The 15,490-nt window shown below is 64.7% G+C and carries 13 protein-coding genes; 7 read left to right on the top strand and 6 right to left on the bottom strand.

Annotation, left to right across the window (positions count from 1 at the left end):
• Nucleotides 1-12: 12 nt before the first annotated feature.
• The 4 genes from AC07P1_RS15110 to AC07P1_RS15095 are packed head-to-tail and all read right to left on the bottom strand — an operon-like array spanning nt 13 to nt 3,030.
• Nucleotides 13-1,083, bottom strand: coding sequence for a serine hydrolase domain-containing protein (locus tag AC07P1_RS15110; protein ID WP_494696593.1), 1,071 nt, complete (start codon nt 1,081-1,083; stop codon nt 13-15).
• Nucleotides 1,084-1,091: 8 nt separating this feature from the next.
• Nucleotides 1,092-1,781, bottom strand: a complete 690-nt coding sequence (locus AC07P1_RS15105; protein WP_494696592.1) for a hypothetical protein — start codon at nt 1,779-1,781, stop codon at nt 1,092-1,094.
• Entirely contained in the window at nt 1,778-2,689 is a 912-nt protein-coding gene (locus tag AC07P1_RS15100) for an ABC transporter ATP-binding protein (protein WP_494696591.1), read from the bottom strand. The genes AC07P1_RS15105 and AC07P1_RS15100 overlap by 4 nt, the downstream gene beginning before the upstream one ends.
• Nucleotides 2,690-2,703: 14 nt before the next feature.
• Nucleotides 2,704-3,030 (bottom strand): GntR family transcriptional regulator, encoded by a 327-nt coding sequence (locus AC07P1_RS15095; protein ID WP_494696590.1) that lies wholly within the window; start codon nt 3,028-3,030, stop codon nt 2,704-2,706.
• Nucleotides 3,031-3,149: 119 nt separating this feature from the next.
• On the opposite strand from AC07P1_RS15095, the gene AC07P1_RS15090 reads away from it, so the two are divergent.
• Entirely contained in the window at nt 3,150-3,275 is a 126-nt protein-coding gene (locus tag AC07P1_RS15090; protein ID WP_494696589.1) for a hypothetical protein, read from the top strand.
• 317 nt (nt 3,276-3,592) lie between these two features.
• Here the strand turns inward: AC07P1_RS15090 and AC07P1_RS15085 are convergent, their stop codons facing one another.
• Nucleotides 3,593-4,513 carry a LysR family transcriptional regulator gene (locus AC07P1_RS15085; RefSeq protein WP_494696588.1) on the bottom strand — a complete coding sequence of 307 codons (921 nt, stop codon included), beginning with the start codon at nt 4,511-4,513 and terminating at the stop codon, nt 3,593-3,595.
• Between the two features lie 281 nt (nt 4,514-4,794).
• On the opposite strand from AC07P1_RS15085, the gene AC07P1_RS15080 reads away from it, so the two are divergent.
• From AC07P1_RS15080 to AC07P1_RS15070, 3 genes are all read left to right on the top strand, one after another.
• Nucleotides 4,795-5,535, top strand: a complete 741-nt coding sequence (locus AC07P1_RS15080) for an SDR family NAD(P)-dependent oxidoreductase (RefSeq protein WP_494696587.1) — start codon at nt 4,795-4,797, stop codon at nt 5,533-5,535.
• Nucleotides 5,536-5,570: 35 nt separating this feature from the next.
• A complete protein-coding gene (locus AC07P1_RS15075) occupies nt 5,571-5,798 on the top strand; it encodes a 2-hydroxymuconate tautomerase family protein (protein ID WP_494696586.1) in 228 nt (75 codons plus the stop codon).
• A 107-nt stretch (nt 5,799-5,905) separates the two neighbouring features.
• Nucleotides 5,906-8,440 carry an ATP-binding protein gene (locus tag AC07P1_RS15070; protein WP_494696585.1) on the top strand — a complete coding sequence of 845 codons (2,535 nt, stop codon included), beginning with the start codon at nt 5,906-5,908 and terminating at the stop codon, nt 8,438-8,440.
• A gap of 60 nt (nt 8,441-8,500) precedes the next feature.
• Here the strand turns inward: AC07P1_RS15070 and AC07P1_RS15065 are convergent, their stop codons facing one another.
• On the bottom strand, nt 8,501-11,005 hold the full coding sequence (locus AC07P1_RS15065; protein WP_494696584.1) for a PAS domain S-box protein: 2,505 nt from the start codon (nt 11,003-11,005) through the stop codon (nt 8,501-8,503).
• Between the two features lie 351 nt (nt 11,006-11,356).
• Between AC07P1_RS15065 and AC07P1_RS15060 the strand changes: the two genes are divergently transcribed.
• The 3 genes from AC07P1_RS15060 (at nt 11,357) to AC07P1_RS15050 (ending at nt 15,457) form a co-directional block, all read left to right on the top strand.
• A complete protein-coding gene (locus tag AC07P1_RS15060; protein WP_494696583.1) occupies nt 11,357-11,854 on the top strand; it encodes a sigma-70 family RNA polymerase sigma factor in 498 nt (165 codons plus the stop codon).
• Between the two features lie 58 nt (nt 11,855-11,912).
• Nucleotides 11,913-12,851 carry a FecR domain-containing protein gene (locus AC07P1_RS15055; RefSeq protein ID WP_494696582.1) on the top strand — a complete coding sequence of 313 codons (939 nt, stop codon included), beginning with the start codon at nt 11,913-11,915 and terminating at the stop codon, nt 12,849-12,851.
• Nucleotides 12,852-12,937: 86 nt separating this feature from the next.
• Nucleotides 12,938-15,457, top strand: coding sequence for a TonB-dependent receptor (locus AC07P1_RS15050; RefSeq protein WP_494696581.1), 2,520 nt, complete (start codon nt 12,938-12,940; stop codon nt 15,455-15,457).
• The last annotated feature ends 33 nt before the right edge of the window (nt 15,458-15,490 follow it).

Raw genomic sequence — 15,490 nt, 5'->3', positions numbered from 1 at the left:
CGCAAGCCTGTGTCAAGGCGTTTCTTGTGCGCTGGATGCCGTCCGCTTCCGTAAGATTCGAAGGATGCGGCTATAGATCGCTTCTGAATTCATCCAGGTGTTGCCACCGCTCGTATTGACGAACTGGACGACCACAACGTCCAGGTCCTGGTGGTAACGGGCGATACTCTGATAGCCTGGAAGCAGGCCTGTGTGATCGTACGCGGCCACCGATGCATAGATCGCCTGCTCTTCGCGCCCGAGCAGCGTTCCGTCAACGAGTGCGCGGAGGAACACGCCGACGTCCTTCGCCGTCGCGACCATCGATCCTCCCGGCACGCCATAGTCGAGCGTTTTCAGTTCGCCCTCGTAGCCGATCGCGCGTCCGCTAACAAGCTTATCCAGGTCAGCGTCCGCGAGCCGTCCATAAGTGTGCGTAAGTCCCAGCGGTGCAACGATTGACGCCTGGATGTAATCGCGGTGGCTGTAACGCAGGACCGCATCGAGTATGGCGCCGACGAGCAGGTAGTTCGTATTCGAATAGCGATGCCGCCGGTCAGGCTCGAATTCGGCCGGACGGTGCGCAACCAGCGCCAGTTGCAATGCGCTGTCCTGCGCCTTGCTCCAGTCGAACCCGCGTACAGCGATAAAATCCGGGATCCCACTGCGGTGCCGCAGTAGCATCCTGACGATGATACGGTCGGCGTTCGCGATACGCGTGGCAAGGGCGGGCAGCCGGCTGGCGAGCGTGTCGTCGAGCGACAACCGTCCGGCTTGCACCAGCTTGGCCGTCGCCGCTGCGATGTACAGTTTGCTGATGCTGGCGATTTTGAAGAGTGCCTCCGGATCCGCGGGCAGTCCGGCGCGCTTGTCACGCCACCCGGCCGCGTATAGCGTGGGCTCGTGTCCTGCCTGGTCGACATAGACGATGATCCCGTCCATATTTTGGCTTGGCGCGTCCTTGACGGCTTGCCCGACTGTCGCAGGCAACGGCTTGAGGTAGGCGTACCCGACTTCCCATGGAATGAAGCAGCCGCTTATCGCAAGCACCGCAAACAGCACGACACGCCGGCGTGACAACACCCGTGACAAGATAGCGGGCATCGTTCCGCTCATATGAAATCGCGCTTTCTCCCCTGCACGAACACCGTGAGCGTCAGTGCCGCAATCGTAACAAGGACTTGGGCGCCGACGATCGCAACGGCGGTCTCGTTCCAGACTGCGGCAGGACCGAGTACATGCCGGCGGATCGGTTCCAGAAACACAATCACCCATAGGTAGCCGGATGTCGCCATCTCGAACAGCGTGATCGCCAACACCGTGACGCCGAGCGACTGGAAGGCAAGGCTTACGCCGAGGATGCAGATGTAGGCGACGAACACGCCGGCGAACAAGATCGTAAGGAAGGGAACGGCGCCATGCGGAAGCAATCCCAGCCCGAAAGCGAAATAAAAGCCGGCGCCACTGGCCACTGCCCAGAACGGGGTGAAGACGAGCAGGTTCGCGAGCAACTTGGCGCAGGTGAACTCGCGGACTGTCAAAGGAAGGCTGAGGATGAACGACTGGGTCGACTTCTCCTTCTCGAACACGTTGGTCTTCATCAGCAAAACAATCCCGCAGGTGACTGCAGGCCCCACCACGAGGATCAGGCCTAGATTCAAAATGACCCAGTGCGGGATCCGCCCGACCAGCGCCGCTAGCACCGCGATGGCGGCAAGCGCCACCACGACGTGTCCAGCGATAGGGCCGCGCATGATGTGGATGTCTTTCCTGATTAGCTGGCGAACGATCGACCGGCTCATGCCTGGACTCCTGTCGTTGCTTGCGCTTTTGCGCTGGTGACGATGCCGAGGAAGATTTCCTCGAGGTTCAGGCGCTCGACGCCATTGACCGTGAAGCCCGCCTGGGCAAACCGCGCGGGAATCGACTCGTCGTAGCGGTCGACGATGACGGCCGCGATGCTGCCGTTACGGTGCACTTCCCTGGTATTCGACAGCTCGGGCAGGCGTGCTTCCTGGGCGCCGGTGAGTCGCAGGCGCCGCCAACTGTCGAGGAAGGCTTCCTTGTCGAGCGATTCGACGACGCGGCCGCCGTACAGAAAGGTAATGGCGTCGGCGATCTGTTCAACGTCGTGGGTATTATGTGACGAAAACAGGATCGATCGCGTCTCGTCGGCCAGCGCGTTCATCATCTCGTCCAGTACTTCCCTGCGCACGGACGGGTCCAACCCGGTCGTCGGCTCGTCGAAAACGAGTAGGCGTGGGCGGCGCGCCAGCGCCAGGAGCAACGTGGCCTTGACGCGCTGCCCATGCGATAAACCCTTGACCTTCTGGCCGGAACTCAGATCAAAACGGCGCAGCAGCGCCTGCGCATGGCCTTCGTCCCAGGAATCGTAGATCGAGCGGACGAACTGCATGTGGAAGGCGATGGTTTCACTCTCGTACAGCCGCATATCCTCGGCGACGAAGCCGATGTCGCGCTTGGCGGCGATCTGCTGATGGGGCATGGCATGGCCCAGTACCCGGATCGTTCCGCTATCCGGTTGCAGCAGGCCCATGACGAGCCGCATGACCGTCGATTTGCCCGCGCCATTGGGCCCGACAAGTCCCATCACGCAACCCTGCTCGAGCACCAGGTCCACGCCATGCAAGCGGAAATTCGAATACTCCTTGGTGATACCACGACACTCGATTGCCAGAGGCTGATCCACGACCGTTCTCCTTATCACTCCATGAATTGCTGCAACATTTGCAGCACTTTCTCTTCCCGTATCCCAAGCGACCTGGCCAGCCTTGCCGCATGTACCAAATGTTGTTTCAACTCTTCCCTTTGTACCCGCTTCAGGTCGAGCGCTTCGCTGACCCAGCTGCCCTTGCCCTGCTGGGTGACTATGACGCCGTCGCGCGCCAGCTCCAGGTAGGCCCGTTTGACGGTGATTACGCTGACCTTTATGTCGGCGGCGAGTTCGCGTACCGATGGAAGCGGCGAGCCAGGCGGCCAATCGCCCACGGTGATGCGCTGCGTAACCTGCTCCATAATCTGCTGGTACATAGGGCGGTTGTCAGTATGGGAAAATACAAATGCGTAGCTCATATACCAAGTATATACAGTTTAAGCGGTAGCCGGCAACAGAATTCGTTTCACAGCGGCCCAAGGCAGGACTGGCGTCGTTGCTTGACCACCGCGCCAAGTGGTTCGAACATTTGCGGATAGACGGGCCGTCGCTCGACCCCGCCGACCTGGGCGAAACGCCGGTAGACGGCGGCGGCGTCGCCGCGCGCGTAGTCGCCCCTTGATATAGCGGCTTGGCGCTAGAGATTCCCCAGGAAGTTGCGCCCCGATATGCGCACCTGACCGCGACGTGCAAGGCCTGCCCGGTGGTGACTGTCACGCAGCGTCCCGTGTGCGCTCACCTGCATCGTTGTTCAGGCCGGTAGCGGCGACAGTGTGCACAGGCACCTAGCCCACCGCCTCCAAAGTCGGGAGGAAAGCGCCCAGCTTAATGGTGTGGTGCGCGGATCAGCCGGCGCGATGAAACCAAAGCCACGACTGCCATTATTAATGGATGCGAATGATATCTTTTCACTTGCGTTTACCGGTGGCAGCCTTTCGACTAGTCACGGCGTCGTCCAAGTTGCTGCGCGAGGAAATCGACGAAGCTGCGCACCCGCAGCGATAGATGGCGGGCATGGGGGTACAGCAGAATGAACGGCCGCGACGTGCCGCCGTGCTGCGGCAACAACTCCACCAGCGTGCCGTCGGCCAGATCGCGTTCGACGATGTAGCGGTAGGTCTGCACGATGCCGGCGCCGCTGCGCGCCAAGGTGACGATACCCAACACGTCCCCGGCGCAGGTATAGCCGCCGGTCGTCACCACATCGATCCGTTCGCCGTCGACCATGAAAGGCCACGGTATCTTGCGCCCAGTGCTTGGCAAGTCGAACTGGATGCACTCGTGCGCTTGCAGCGCCTCGATGGACACGGGTGTTCCCATGCGCTTGAGATACGACGGCGCCGCGACCAGCACCAGTTCCGCATCCTCCAGTTTGCGCGCAATGAGCGACGAATCGGCAGGATCGCGGCCGCGTATCGCCATGTCGAAACTCTCTTCGGAAAAATCGATATTGCGGTTGCTGAGGTGGACTTCGATCTTGACGTTCGGGTACAGCGCGCGGAAGCGTGGCAGCAATGGCAGCAACCGGTAATGCCCGTACGGCGTCGGCACGCTGATGCGTAGCGAGCCGGCCGGCGCGATCTGCTCGCCGGTCACCTCGCGCTCCGCTTCGAGCAATTGCGACAGTGCCTCGCGGCATTGCTTGTAGTAGCGCAGGCCTCCCTCCGTCAGACGGATCTGCCGCGTGGTGCGGACGAATAGCCGCACGCCCAGCCGCTCCTCCAGCCGCGCGATCGATCTGCTGACCGCCGCCGGAGTGACGCCCGCGGCGTTGGCTGCGGCCGTAAAACTGCTCAGTTCCGCCGCTTGACAGAATAGATCGATGCTGCCGAGTTGCATGTCGTCGAAGTTGCGTTTCATCGTGGGTCCTTGACGCCAAATTACGGTGCATTCTCTTTGGGCGGAGCGCGGTATCGGCATGAGCCGACGACGGAGCTTGGCGGATTACGCTTCGCTAATCCGCCCTACGTGTTTTAGATGTGATCGGCGGTTTCGTATCGGAATCATATATTACATCATGTATTAAGTTATCTTCCTCCAGAGCCATTTATGGCCTCACCTGGCACAAGTATATTGGTCACATGCCGCCGCAACACACTGTCGACGGCACCATCTCAACTACTTAGGATTGGAGTAAGACCATGAAATCGAACAAGACTGTCATCATCACCGGCGCGTCGAGCGGCATCGGCTTCGCGCTGGCCGAAGCCTATCTGGAACTCGGCTACAACGTCGTGGGCAACGCGCGCACCATCGAACGGCTGCAACTGGCCGCCGACAAACTGGGCAATCCGGACAATTTCCTGCCGGTCGCCGGCGACATCGCGCTGCCCGCGACCGCCACCGCCCTGTTCGAGCAGGCCATCGCCGCCTTCGGCAAGGTCGATGTCCTGATCAACAACGCCGGCATCTTCCTGGCAAAACCAGTGGCCGATTACACGCAGGCCGACGTCGACGCCATCGTCAGCACCAACCTGAACGGTTTCTTCTATCCGTCGCAGGCGGCGGCCGGGCACATGAGCGCCAACCGCGACGGCCATATCATCACCATCACGGCTAGCATCGCGATGCAACCCAATGTCAAGGTGCCGGCGCTGCTGCCGGTGCTGATCAAAGGTGGCCTGAACCACGCCACCCGTGCCCTGGCGATCGAGCTGGCGGCGTCGAACGTGCGTGTGAACGCGGTGGCGCCGGGCAGCATCGATACGCCGCTGCACAGCAAGGATGCGGGCACGCAAGCCTTTCTCAAGACGCTGGCGCCCAACGGGGCGATCGGCACCACGCGCGATGTCGTGGATGCCGTGCTCTACCTGACCAACTCCTCCTTCACCACCGGCACCGTGATGGTGGTGGACGGCGGCTCGACCGCCGGCACCTGGTAATCCACGCTCCACAGCCCACTAAAAAGGAATCCGCCATGCCATTCGTAAATATCCGCATCACCAGGGAAGGCGCCACGCCGGCCCAGAAACTGGCGCTGATCGAGGGCGCCACCGATCTGCTGTCGCGCGTCCTGGACAAAGATCCGGCCACCACCTTCGTCATCATCGACGAAGTCGATACCGACAGCTGGGGCGTGAACCGGGAAAACGTCACCACGCGCCGCCGGCGTGAAAAGGCCGGGAAGGCGGCGGCGACCGCATAGCACCGCCGCCCGCCGCGACACCGTCCGCCAACTTTCAACCAGACGCGGCGCCCCATCTATACAATGGTAAATTACAACCATTCAGTTATAAGGTCGCAGGCAACTCCATGGATAGCCATCCCCACCCCCACCATTTCGTCCGGTTCTCGGACGACGAGGCGACATTGAGCGCGGAGGTGGCGGCGTACCTGGACCAGGCGCGGGATGGGGGCACCGCCATTATCATCGGCACCCCGGAACGGCTGCGAACCGTGCAAGCCCTGCTGGAGGGCACCGGCCCCTTCCCGGCGGGCCGGCTGATCGCGCTCGACGCCGCCGCGACGCTGCGCCGCTTCATGGTCAACGACCGGCCCGATCCCGTCCTGTTCGACGCCGTCGTCGGCGACCTGGTCCGCGCAGCCGCCCGGCAGTCCGGCCAGGTCCTCGCCTACGGCGAAATGGTCTCCCTGCTGTGCGCCCAGGGCCTTTACAACGCCGCCATCGAACTGGAAAAACTGTGGAACGACCTGGCGCGCACCGTCGAATTCTCCTTGTTTTGCGCCTATCAATGGGACCTGTTCCCCACCGTCGAGCTGGCCGACGCCTTCGGCCAGGTCTGCCGCGCCCACGCGCACGCCTGCTCGGACCAGCATCCGCTGAAAGTGGACACCTCCTCGACCGCGTCGCTACGGGTGCTGGAACTGGAACGCAAGGCGCTCGCGCTCGATGTCGAGGTCGAACGGCGCAAGCAGGCGGAGCTGACGGCCGCCGCCCGCGCCAACGACTTGGCCGACTTCCTCGACAACGCGGCCGAGGGCATCCACCGCGTCGGGCGCGACGGCATCATCCTGTGGGCCAACAAGGCCGAGCTCGATATGCTGGGCTACCGCTGGGAGGAATACGTCGGCCAGCACATCGCCCTGTTCCATGTCGACGCGCCGGTGATCGCCCGCATCCTCGACCGGCTGCTGCGGGGCCTGACATTGCACGACGAGCCGGCCCGGCTGCGCTGCAAGGACGGCGCGATCAAGCACGTGATGATCAGTTCGAACGGCTGCTTCGAGGAAGGCCATCTGCGCTACACGCGCTGCTTCACCCGCGACGCCAGCGAGCGCCATGAACGGGACGTGGCGCTCAGGCAACGCGATCAGATGCTGTTGCAGGCGCCGGTGGCCGCCGCGCTGCTGGCGGGTCCCGGGTTTCGCCATGACCTGGTCAACCGCCGCTACCTGGAGTTGATGGGACGGGACGACTTGCAGGACCTGAGCTACGCCATGGCGTTTCCGGAGTTTGTAGGCGGCAGGTTCCATCAGCTGCTGCAACAAGTCCGCGACAGCGGCGTCGCCTTCTCGACGGATGAAATATGCCTGCGCGAGGGCGCCCGGTCCGGCGGCGAACGCTATTTCAAACTCAGCCTCGAACCGCTGCTTGGCGCCGACAACAAGGTCGAAAGCATCATCGCCGTGGTGGTCGACATCACCGAACACGTGCGCTCGCGCCAGGTGCTGAAAAAGGCGCACGACGAACGCCAACAGCTGGTCGAGGAGCTGACGGCGACCAACCGCAACAAGGACGAGTTCCTGGCGATGCTCGGCCACGAACTGCGCAACCCGCTGGCGCCCATCGTCATGGCGCTCGAATTGATGGAGCGGCGCGGCGACGCCTCCACCAGCAAGGAGCGCAGCCTGGTCAAGCGCCAGGTCGACCACCTGGTGCGGCTGGTCGACGACCTGCTCGATGTCGCCCGCGTCACACAAGACAAGATCGTGTTGAAGCCGGAACATATCGACATCGACCGTATCATCGAGAAAGCGGTCGAGCTGGCCAGCGCCGACATCCGCGGGCGCGATCACCGCCTGAGCGTTGACGCCGAACCGGGCCTGGTGTTGAAGGCCGATCCCGTCAGGCTGGCCCAGGCGCTGGCGAACCTGTTGACCAACGCCGCCCGCTACACCCCGAACGGCGGCGAGATACGCCTGTGCGCCCGTCGCCATGACGGGCGCATACGAATCGGCGTCGCCGACAACGGACGCGGCATGACGGCGGCCGAACAACAACACGTTTTCGATCTGTTCTATCAGGGACAGCGCGGCATCGACCGGGCCGATGGCGGGCTGGGCATCGGCCTGTCGCTGGTGCGGCGGCTGGTGCAGCTGCACGGTGGCACGGTCTCCGCCTTTAGCGCGGGAACCGGGCTCGGCAGCGAGTTCACCCTGGATTTGCCCGCTTCCGACACGATGGCGCGGCAAGCGCCGACTCCTGCGCGTCCAGCCGGCGCCACCGCCGACCGGCCACTCAACATCCTCGTCGTCGACGACAATTTCGACGCGGCCGAGACCATCGGCGCCCTGCTGACCGTGCGCGGACATGCGGTGGAAATCTGTTTTTCCCCGGAACAGGCGCTGTCGCGGGTGGAAAACTTCCGTCCCGACGTCGCCATCCTGGATATCGGACTGCCGGGCATGAGCGGGCATGTGTTGGCCCGGCAGCTACAAACCATCCTCGGCCACAACACTTGCCGACTGATTGCCCAGACCGGCTACGGCCAACCGGCGGACATCGCCCGCAGCAACGACGCCGGCTTCGACATCCACCTGATCAAGCCGGTCGACCCGGCACGGCTGTTGGCCATCGTCGAACAGCCCGCCCTTGCCGCCGGCTAGCCCCGCCGCAGCCAGGCGCGCGGCTGGCCGCCGGAACACCGTCCCGGCCTGGCCGCCGCGTCAGTGCTCCACGACGGCGTCCAGCCCGCTGGCGTGCCGCAGCGCCGCGTCCAGCGCGTCCATGAACTCGCGCACCATGATGGGCTTGGTCAAATAGCCGAAGAACCCCGCCGCTATCCCCTTTTCGATGTCGCGCGGCATGGCGTTGGCCGACAGCGCGATCACCGGTATGTCGCGGGTCGCAGGGTCGTCGCGCAGGATCTGCAAGGCGCCATAGCCGCTCATGCCGGGCAGGTTGATATCCATCAGTATCAGGTCCGGCCGCTGTTGCTTGGCAAGCATCACCCCCAGCTGGCCGGTGACGGCCGTCATCAGATGCAGGTCGTCACGCCGCGCGATCAATTGCTCGACCAACGCCAGGTTGGCCGGGTTGTCCTCCACGTACAGCAGCGTGCGGCGGTGCAGTCCCTCAGGTCCCGCGCCACGGCTGTCTGCGCCGACGCCGGGGAACGTGTCATCGACCGCGTCCGCCGCCAGCTCCGGCGCCTCGGTCGACACCAGGTCGAACCAGAATTCACTGCCGACGCCGACGGTGCTCTCGACGCCCATGCTGCCGCCCATCAGCTCGATCAACTTCTTGATCACCACCAGCCCGATGCCGGTGCCCTCCTCGGCGCTGGCTTCCTGTCCCAGCCGGTTAAACGGCTGGAACAAATGGGCCAGCTTCTCGGGCGACAGGCCGGCGCCGGTGTCGACCACGGCGACGCGGACGCGGCCCTCGTCGCCGAACCGGCATTCCACCGTCACGCTGCCGCCGGCGCGGTTGTACTTGATGGCGTTCGACAGCAGGTTGACGATGACTTGCTTGACACGCGTGCGGTCCGCGTGGACGAAGTACATATGCTCAAAATTGGGGAACCCCAGCGCGATGCCGCGTTGCTCGGCCTGCGGCGCCATCATGGCCTTGCAGTCGAGCAGCACCTCGGTCAACGACATCACCTCCTTCGACAGGCTCACCTTGCCCGACTCGATCATCGACAGGTCGAGGATCTCGTTGATCAGGCGCAGCAAATACCAGCCGGCCTGCAGGATCTGGTCGATCGAGGTCTTTTGCGCGGGCGACGGCGGCGGAGAGTCGGACGCCATCAACTGCGCGAACCCCAGCACGGCGTTCAGCGGCGTACGCAATTCGTGGCTCATGCTGGACAAGAACTCGGATTTGGCCAGGTTGGCCTTTTCGGCGGCGGCCCTGGCGCTCTCCAGTTCGACGTTGTTTTCCTGCATGCGATGTTCGAACTGCTTGCGGTCGGTCACGTCGCGCGCGGCGGCGAACACGCCCTGCAACTTGCGGTCGCGGTCGTGGAAGGTCGAGGCGTTGAACGACACCACCGTTTCGCCCCCCTCGCGCGACAGCGCCGTCAGCTCATAGTTGGTCAGCTTGCCTTCGCGCAGCACGCGCGAGATGCCGGCCTGCGCCCGCTCGGGGTCGCTGAAGTAATCCTTGAACGGCGCGCCGATCAATTCATCGCGGGTGCAGCCGGTCAGCGATTCCATTTGCTGGTTGACGTCGGTGATGATGCCGCGCGGGTCGGTCGCCATCAGCGCGTCGATGTTGGACTCGATCAGCGAGCGGGTATAGAACTGCTGGTTGCGCAGCCGCTGGTCGAGCACCGCCTGTTCGGCCTCGACCTGCTTGCGCGCCGTGTTGTCGGTGCCGATCAGCAGGTAGCCGATGATGCTTTCCTGGTCGTCGCGCAGCGCGGTGACGGAGACGATGGCGGGAAAACGGCTGCCGTCCTGGCGGATATACGTCAGCTCGTAGATGTCCTCGATGCCGCGCGAGGCCTTGAACACCAGCGCCTCGAAGCCGGGCGTGATCGGCGTGCCCAGCTCCATGCTCAGCGTATCGGCGCGCGCGATGACCTCGCGCGGATCGGAAATGTCGGCCGGGGTGATCTTGTTGACCACGTCGGCGGCCTTGTAGCCCAGCATGCGCTCGGCGCCGACATTGAAGATCTGGATCACGCCCTCGGCGTCGGTGGCGATGCTGGAGAAATTGGCGCTGTTGAAAATCGCGTTCTGCAGCGCGCCGGCCTTCTTCAAGGCCTCCTCGGCGAGCTTGCGGGCCGTGTTGTCGGTGCCGATCAGCAGATAGCCGATGATGGTTTCGCGGTCGTCGCGCAGCGCCGTGACCGACACCATGGCCGGGAAGCGGCTGCCGTCCTGGCGGATGTAGGTCAGCTCATAAATGTCCTCGATGCCGCGCGAGGCCTTGAACACCAGCGCCTCGAAGCCGGGCGTGATCGGCGTGTCGAGTTCGAGGCTGAGGGCGGCGGCGCGGGCGATCAGCTCGCGGGGATCGGAGATGTCCGCCGGCGTGATCTTGTCCATGACGTCGGCCGCCTTGTAGCCTAGCATGCGTTCGGCGCCGACGTTGAAGATCTGGATGACCCCCTGCGCGTCGGTGGCGATGCTGGAGAAATTGGCGCTATTGAAGATGGCGTCCTGCAGCGCGCCGGCCTTCAATAACAGTTGCCCATCGTATAACGAGCGATCGACGATCAAGATGTTCTCCAAACGGGACGGGCAATGGCGAGCGCCCGCCGGAGGCGGTGGAGCGCGGCGGGTGTCGTGAAATAAGAGCTTTACTAGCGACAGCTAGGCGGTGGGAGCCGGGGCAGGCAGCGCACGCGTGGTGGCGGTGGCGGCTGGTGGCGGGACTTCGCGAAGTGTGGTGATGGGACCTGTAACTTGCTCCCACAATAGCACAGTGCTTCGTCCGGACGGCAATTATCGCTTCGTCGGGCATGAGGGTGGGCCCCCGCAGAAAGTTGCCAAACCCGACAACCCGCGTTATAGTGAGAATAATTCTCATTAAGATTTTGATGTCCGGCCCTCCGCTGAACGGAAACAAGCATGTCCAACGCTGATGCGCATCGACAAATAGGCACGCTCTACGACGAGCATCACGGCTGGCTGGCCAGTTGGCTGGGCCATAAGCTGAATTGCCGCAATCTGGGCGCCGAGTTGGCCCAGGATACTTTTCTACGGCTGCTGACGGCGCGCCTGCCGCAGGATTTGCGCGAGCCGCGCGCCTATCTCACCGCCGTCGCCAAGGGGCTGATGGTCAGCCACCTGCGCCGCAGGAAACTCGAAAACGCTTACCTGGAGGCACTGGCCGCCCAGCCCGAGGCCGTCCAGCCGTCGCCCGAGGATCGCCTGGCCGTACTCGAGACGCTGACCGAAATCGACAACATCCTCGACCGCCTGCCCGACAAGGCCAGGCAGGTGTTCCTGCTGGCCCAGCTCGACGGCTTGAGCTACGCCGAGATCTGCACGCTGCTGAACTTGTCGCTGAGCACGGTCAAGCGCCACATGGTGCTGGCCTTCCGCCGCTGCCTGGCGGCGCTGTGACGGGGGTGGCGTGAACGCGGCCGCGCGGCTCGCCCGGCCCGACGGCGACGGGACGGCGATGTCAAAGCAGATCCTGACCGAGGCGGCCACCTGGCTGATGGAATTGCACGACGGTCCGCTGAGCCAGCGCCAACGCGCGCAGTTCGACGAGTGGCGCCAGCGTAGCGCCGAGCACGCGCTGGCGTGGGAAAAGGCGACGGCGTTGATGGGCAAGTTCGACGCCCTGCCGCCTTCCGGCGCCACCGCGCTCAAGACCATGTCGACGCGCGAGCGGCGCGGCGCCGTCAAGCTGGCGGCGGCGCTGCTGGTGGCCGGGCCGATCGGCTGGATGGCCTACCGCAACGCTCGGTGGCCCGACGCCGGCACCTTCCGCACGGCGACCGGCGAACGCCGCGACATTGTGCTCGACGACGGCACCCGGCTGACCCTGAACACCGATACCCACATCGACGTGAGCTTCGATCGCGCCCGCCGCATGGTCCATTTGCGCCGTGGCGAGCTCCTCATCACCACCGCCAGGGACGGCGCCAACCCGCCGCGCCCGTTCCTGGTGGGCGTCGGCGAAGGCGCGATCCGCGCGCTCGGCACCCGCTTCGCGGTGCGCCAACTCGACCAGCGCAGCCGCGTGTCGGTGTTCGAGGGTGCGGTCGAGCTGCGGCCGCGCGACACGCCGTCGGCCGCGACCGTGATTCCGGCCGGCCGCCAGGCGGTGTTTTCCCGCGCGCGCGTCGAGCCGCCCTCCGAGGCCGACGAGGCCGCCATCGCCTGGCAGTACGGCATGCTGATCGCCGACCGCATGCCGATGGCGCTGTTCGTCGCCGAGCTGAACCGCTACCGGCCCGGCACGCTGCGCTGCGACCCCGCCGTGGCCGGGCTGTTGGTGTCGGGCGCGTTTCCGCTGGCCGACACCAACCTGACCTTGTCGTTGCTCGAGCAAACGCAGCCGGTCAAGCTGCGCTACGTCACCCGTTTCTGGGCCACTGTCGGGCCAGCATGAAAATACTTGAAAAAACTTGAGCCTTTCCGCGATCTCGTTCGACATATCAGATAAGAACACCACATTTGATCAGCGAAAGGCCAGTAATGAGTCATCAGCAGGAAACCTCCCGCACCGCCGGCAAGGCCGTCTTCCGGCGCACCGCATTGTCGGTGGCGATCACCTATGCCGCCGCCGTGTTGTCGGCCGCCGCCGTGGCGCCGCTTGCCCGGGCGCAGTCGGCGGCCGACGCCGTCCAGTCCTACGACATTCCCGCCGGCCCGCTCGGCCAGGCGCTGTCGCGCTTTGCCGCCCGCGCCGGCGTGGCGCTGTCCTTCGATGCCGCGCTATTGGAAGGCAAGACCAGTAACGGCCTGCGGGCGACCGTGTCGGTCAACGACGGGTTCTCCCAGTTGCTGCAAGGTAGCGGCTTGCAGGCGCAACGCCTGACCAACGGTGGCTTTACGCTCAAACCGGCGGCGCCGGCGGCCGCAGCCGTTCCGGTGGCGGCTCCCGCCCCAACCGCCCGCACCGACATTCCCGTCACCGAACTGCCGGCCGTCGAGGTGACCGCGCAGCGCACCAACAGCACCATGATCCGTCCGACCCGCCAAAGCACCGTCATCGACCGCGACGAATTGAACGAACTGCGCCAGGCCTCCGACAGCCTGGCCACCGTGCTGGGCAAGGCCGTGCCCGGCATGGCCGACTCCAGCCGCACCATCACCGACTACGGCCAGACGCTGCGCGGGCGCAGCGCGCTGGTGCTGGTCGACGGCATTCCCCTCAACACCAACCGCGATTCGTCGCGCAACATGGCGTCGCTGAACCTGGCCAGCATCGAGAAAGTCGAAGTGCTGCGCGGCAGCAGCGCGATCTACGGCACCGGCGCCAGCGGCGGCATCATCGCCATCACCACGCGCCCCGCCGGCGGCGCGCCGTATGCGGAAACCACGGTGTCGCTGCGCTCGCCGTTGTCGCGCATCGGCACCGACGGCCTGGGCGGCGAAGTCAGCCATTACATGTCCGGCGCCAACGGCGCGGTCGACTATGCGTTCAATGTCGGCCTGCAGCATATCGGCGGCTCCTACGACGGCAAGGGCAAACGCATCGCGCCCGAGCCCAGCCAGGGCGACCTGTTCGACAGCGACAACTACACTTTCGGCGGCAAGATCGGCTTCCACATCGACCGCGACCAGCGCGTGCAGTTCGCCGCCAGCCGCTACGTCGCCGAGCAGGACAGCGACTACGGCTCCGATCCCTCGGTGGCGCGCCTGCCGGCCGGGTCGGCGGTCGCCCGGCCGGTCGATGGGCTGCGCCTGGACAAGCAGAACCAGCTCAGAAACACGCTGCTGAGCGCGAGCTACCAGCACAAGGATATCGCTGGTAGCGCCCTGTCGACCCAGCTCTACTACCGCGACTACTTCACCCGGTTCACGCCGTTCGACGCCCGCGCCGTGTCAACGCGCGGCAACAACGTCGACCAGGTCATGCAGAACTCCGAGGTTTGGGGTGGACGGGTCACCGTCGACACGCCGCTGGCGAACAACCTAAAACTGCTGTGGGGCATGGACTTCAACCAGGAACGCAGCGACATGCCGGACGACTTCTTCAACGCCGCCGCGTACGACGCCAGCGGCGGCAAGGTGTTCGAGCTGAGCCGGACGATGCTGTACATGCCGCCGCTGACCACACGCAGCATCGGCGGCTTCGGACAGTTGCAGTACAAGTTGAACCAGGAATGGGCGATCGAGGGCGGCCTGCGTTACGAGCACGCGCGCGCGCGTTTCGACAATTTCGTGCCGCTGTCGCAGCTGCGCGCCGCCAATCCGCAGCAGGTCAGGGGCGGCGCGCTGTCGTACGACGCCTGGATGTCCAACATCGGCGCCGTGTACAAGCCGGTGCGGGGCCAGGAACTATACGCGGCGTTCAGCCAGGGCTTCCAGCTGCCGGACATGGGCCTGCAGGTGCGCAACGCCACACCGGCCTTCAATCTCGCCTCCTCCGCGCTGGAGCCGGTCAAGACCAACAACTACGAACTCGGCTGGCGCGGCGGCGTCGGCGACGTCCAGGGCACGCTGGCGGTGTTCTACACCACCTCCAAACTGGGCGACGTGCAAAGCTTTAACAACGGCCTGATCCTGACCCGCACCGCCGAGAAGATCCGTGGCCTGGAGGCGGGGCTCGACTATCTGCCGCAGGCGAAGCCGTGGGGCTACGGCGCGACCTTGACCATGATGTCTGGCCGGGAAACGCCGCAGGGCAGCAGCCGCGACCAGACCATGAGCGGCTATCGCATTCCGCCGACCAAGGTGACGGCCTATGTGCAGTACAAGCCGGACGCCAAGTGGAGCGGCCGCCTGCAGGCGACGTACTTCGGCGCCCGCGACTCGCGTCTGAACGGCGCGACCGGATTCGGCCGACGCGACGTGTCCAGCTACACCACGCTCGACCTGATCGGCCGCTACCAGCTGACGGCGCGGGACACCATCACGGCCGGCATCGAGAACCTGCTGGACCGCTACTACCTGCCGGCCTACAGCCAGCTTATGCGAAACAGCAACAACACCAGCCGCCTGCCGGCGCCCGGCGCGGCGCTCAGCGTCAGCTACAACCACCGCTGGTGAAAAAGGTAGACCCGGCGGGCCCGCCGCCGGGTC

Source organism: Duganella sp. GW821-FHT07F09, assembly GCF_059418705.1.
This window is presented reverse-complemented; position numbering and strand designations above follow the sequence as displayed.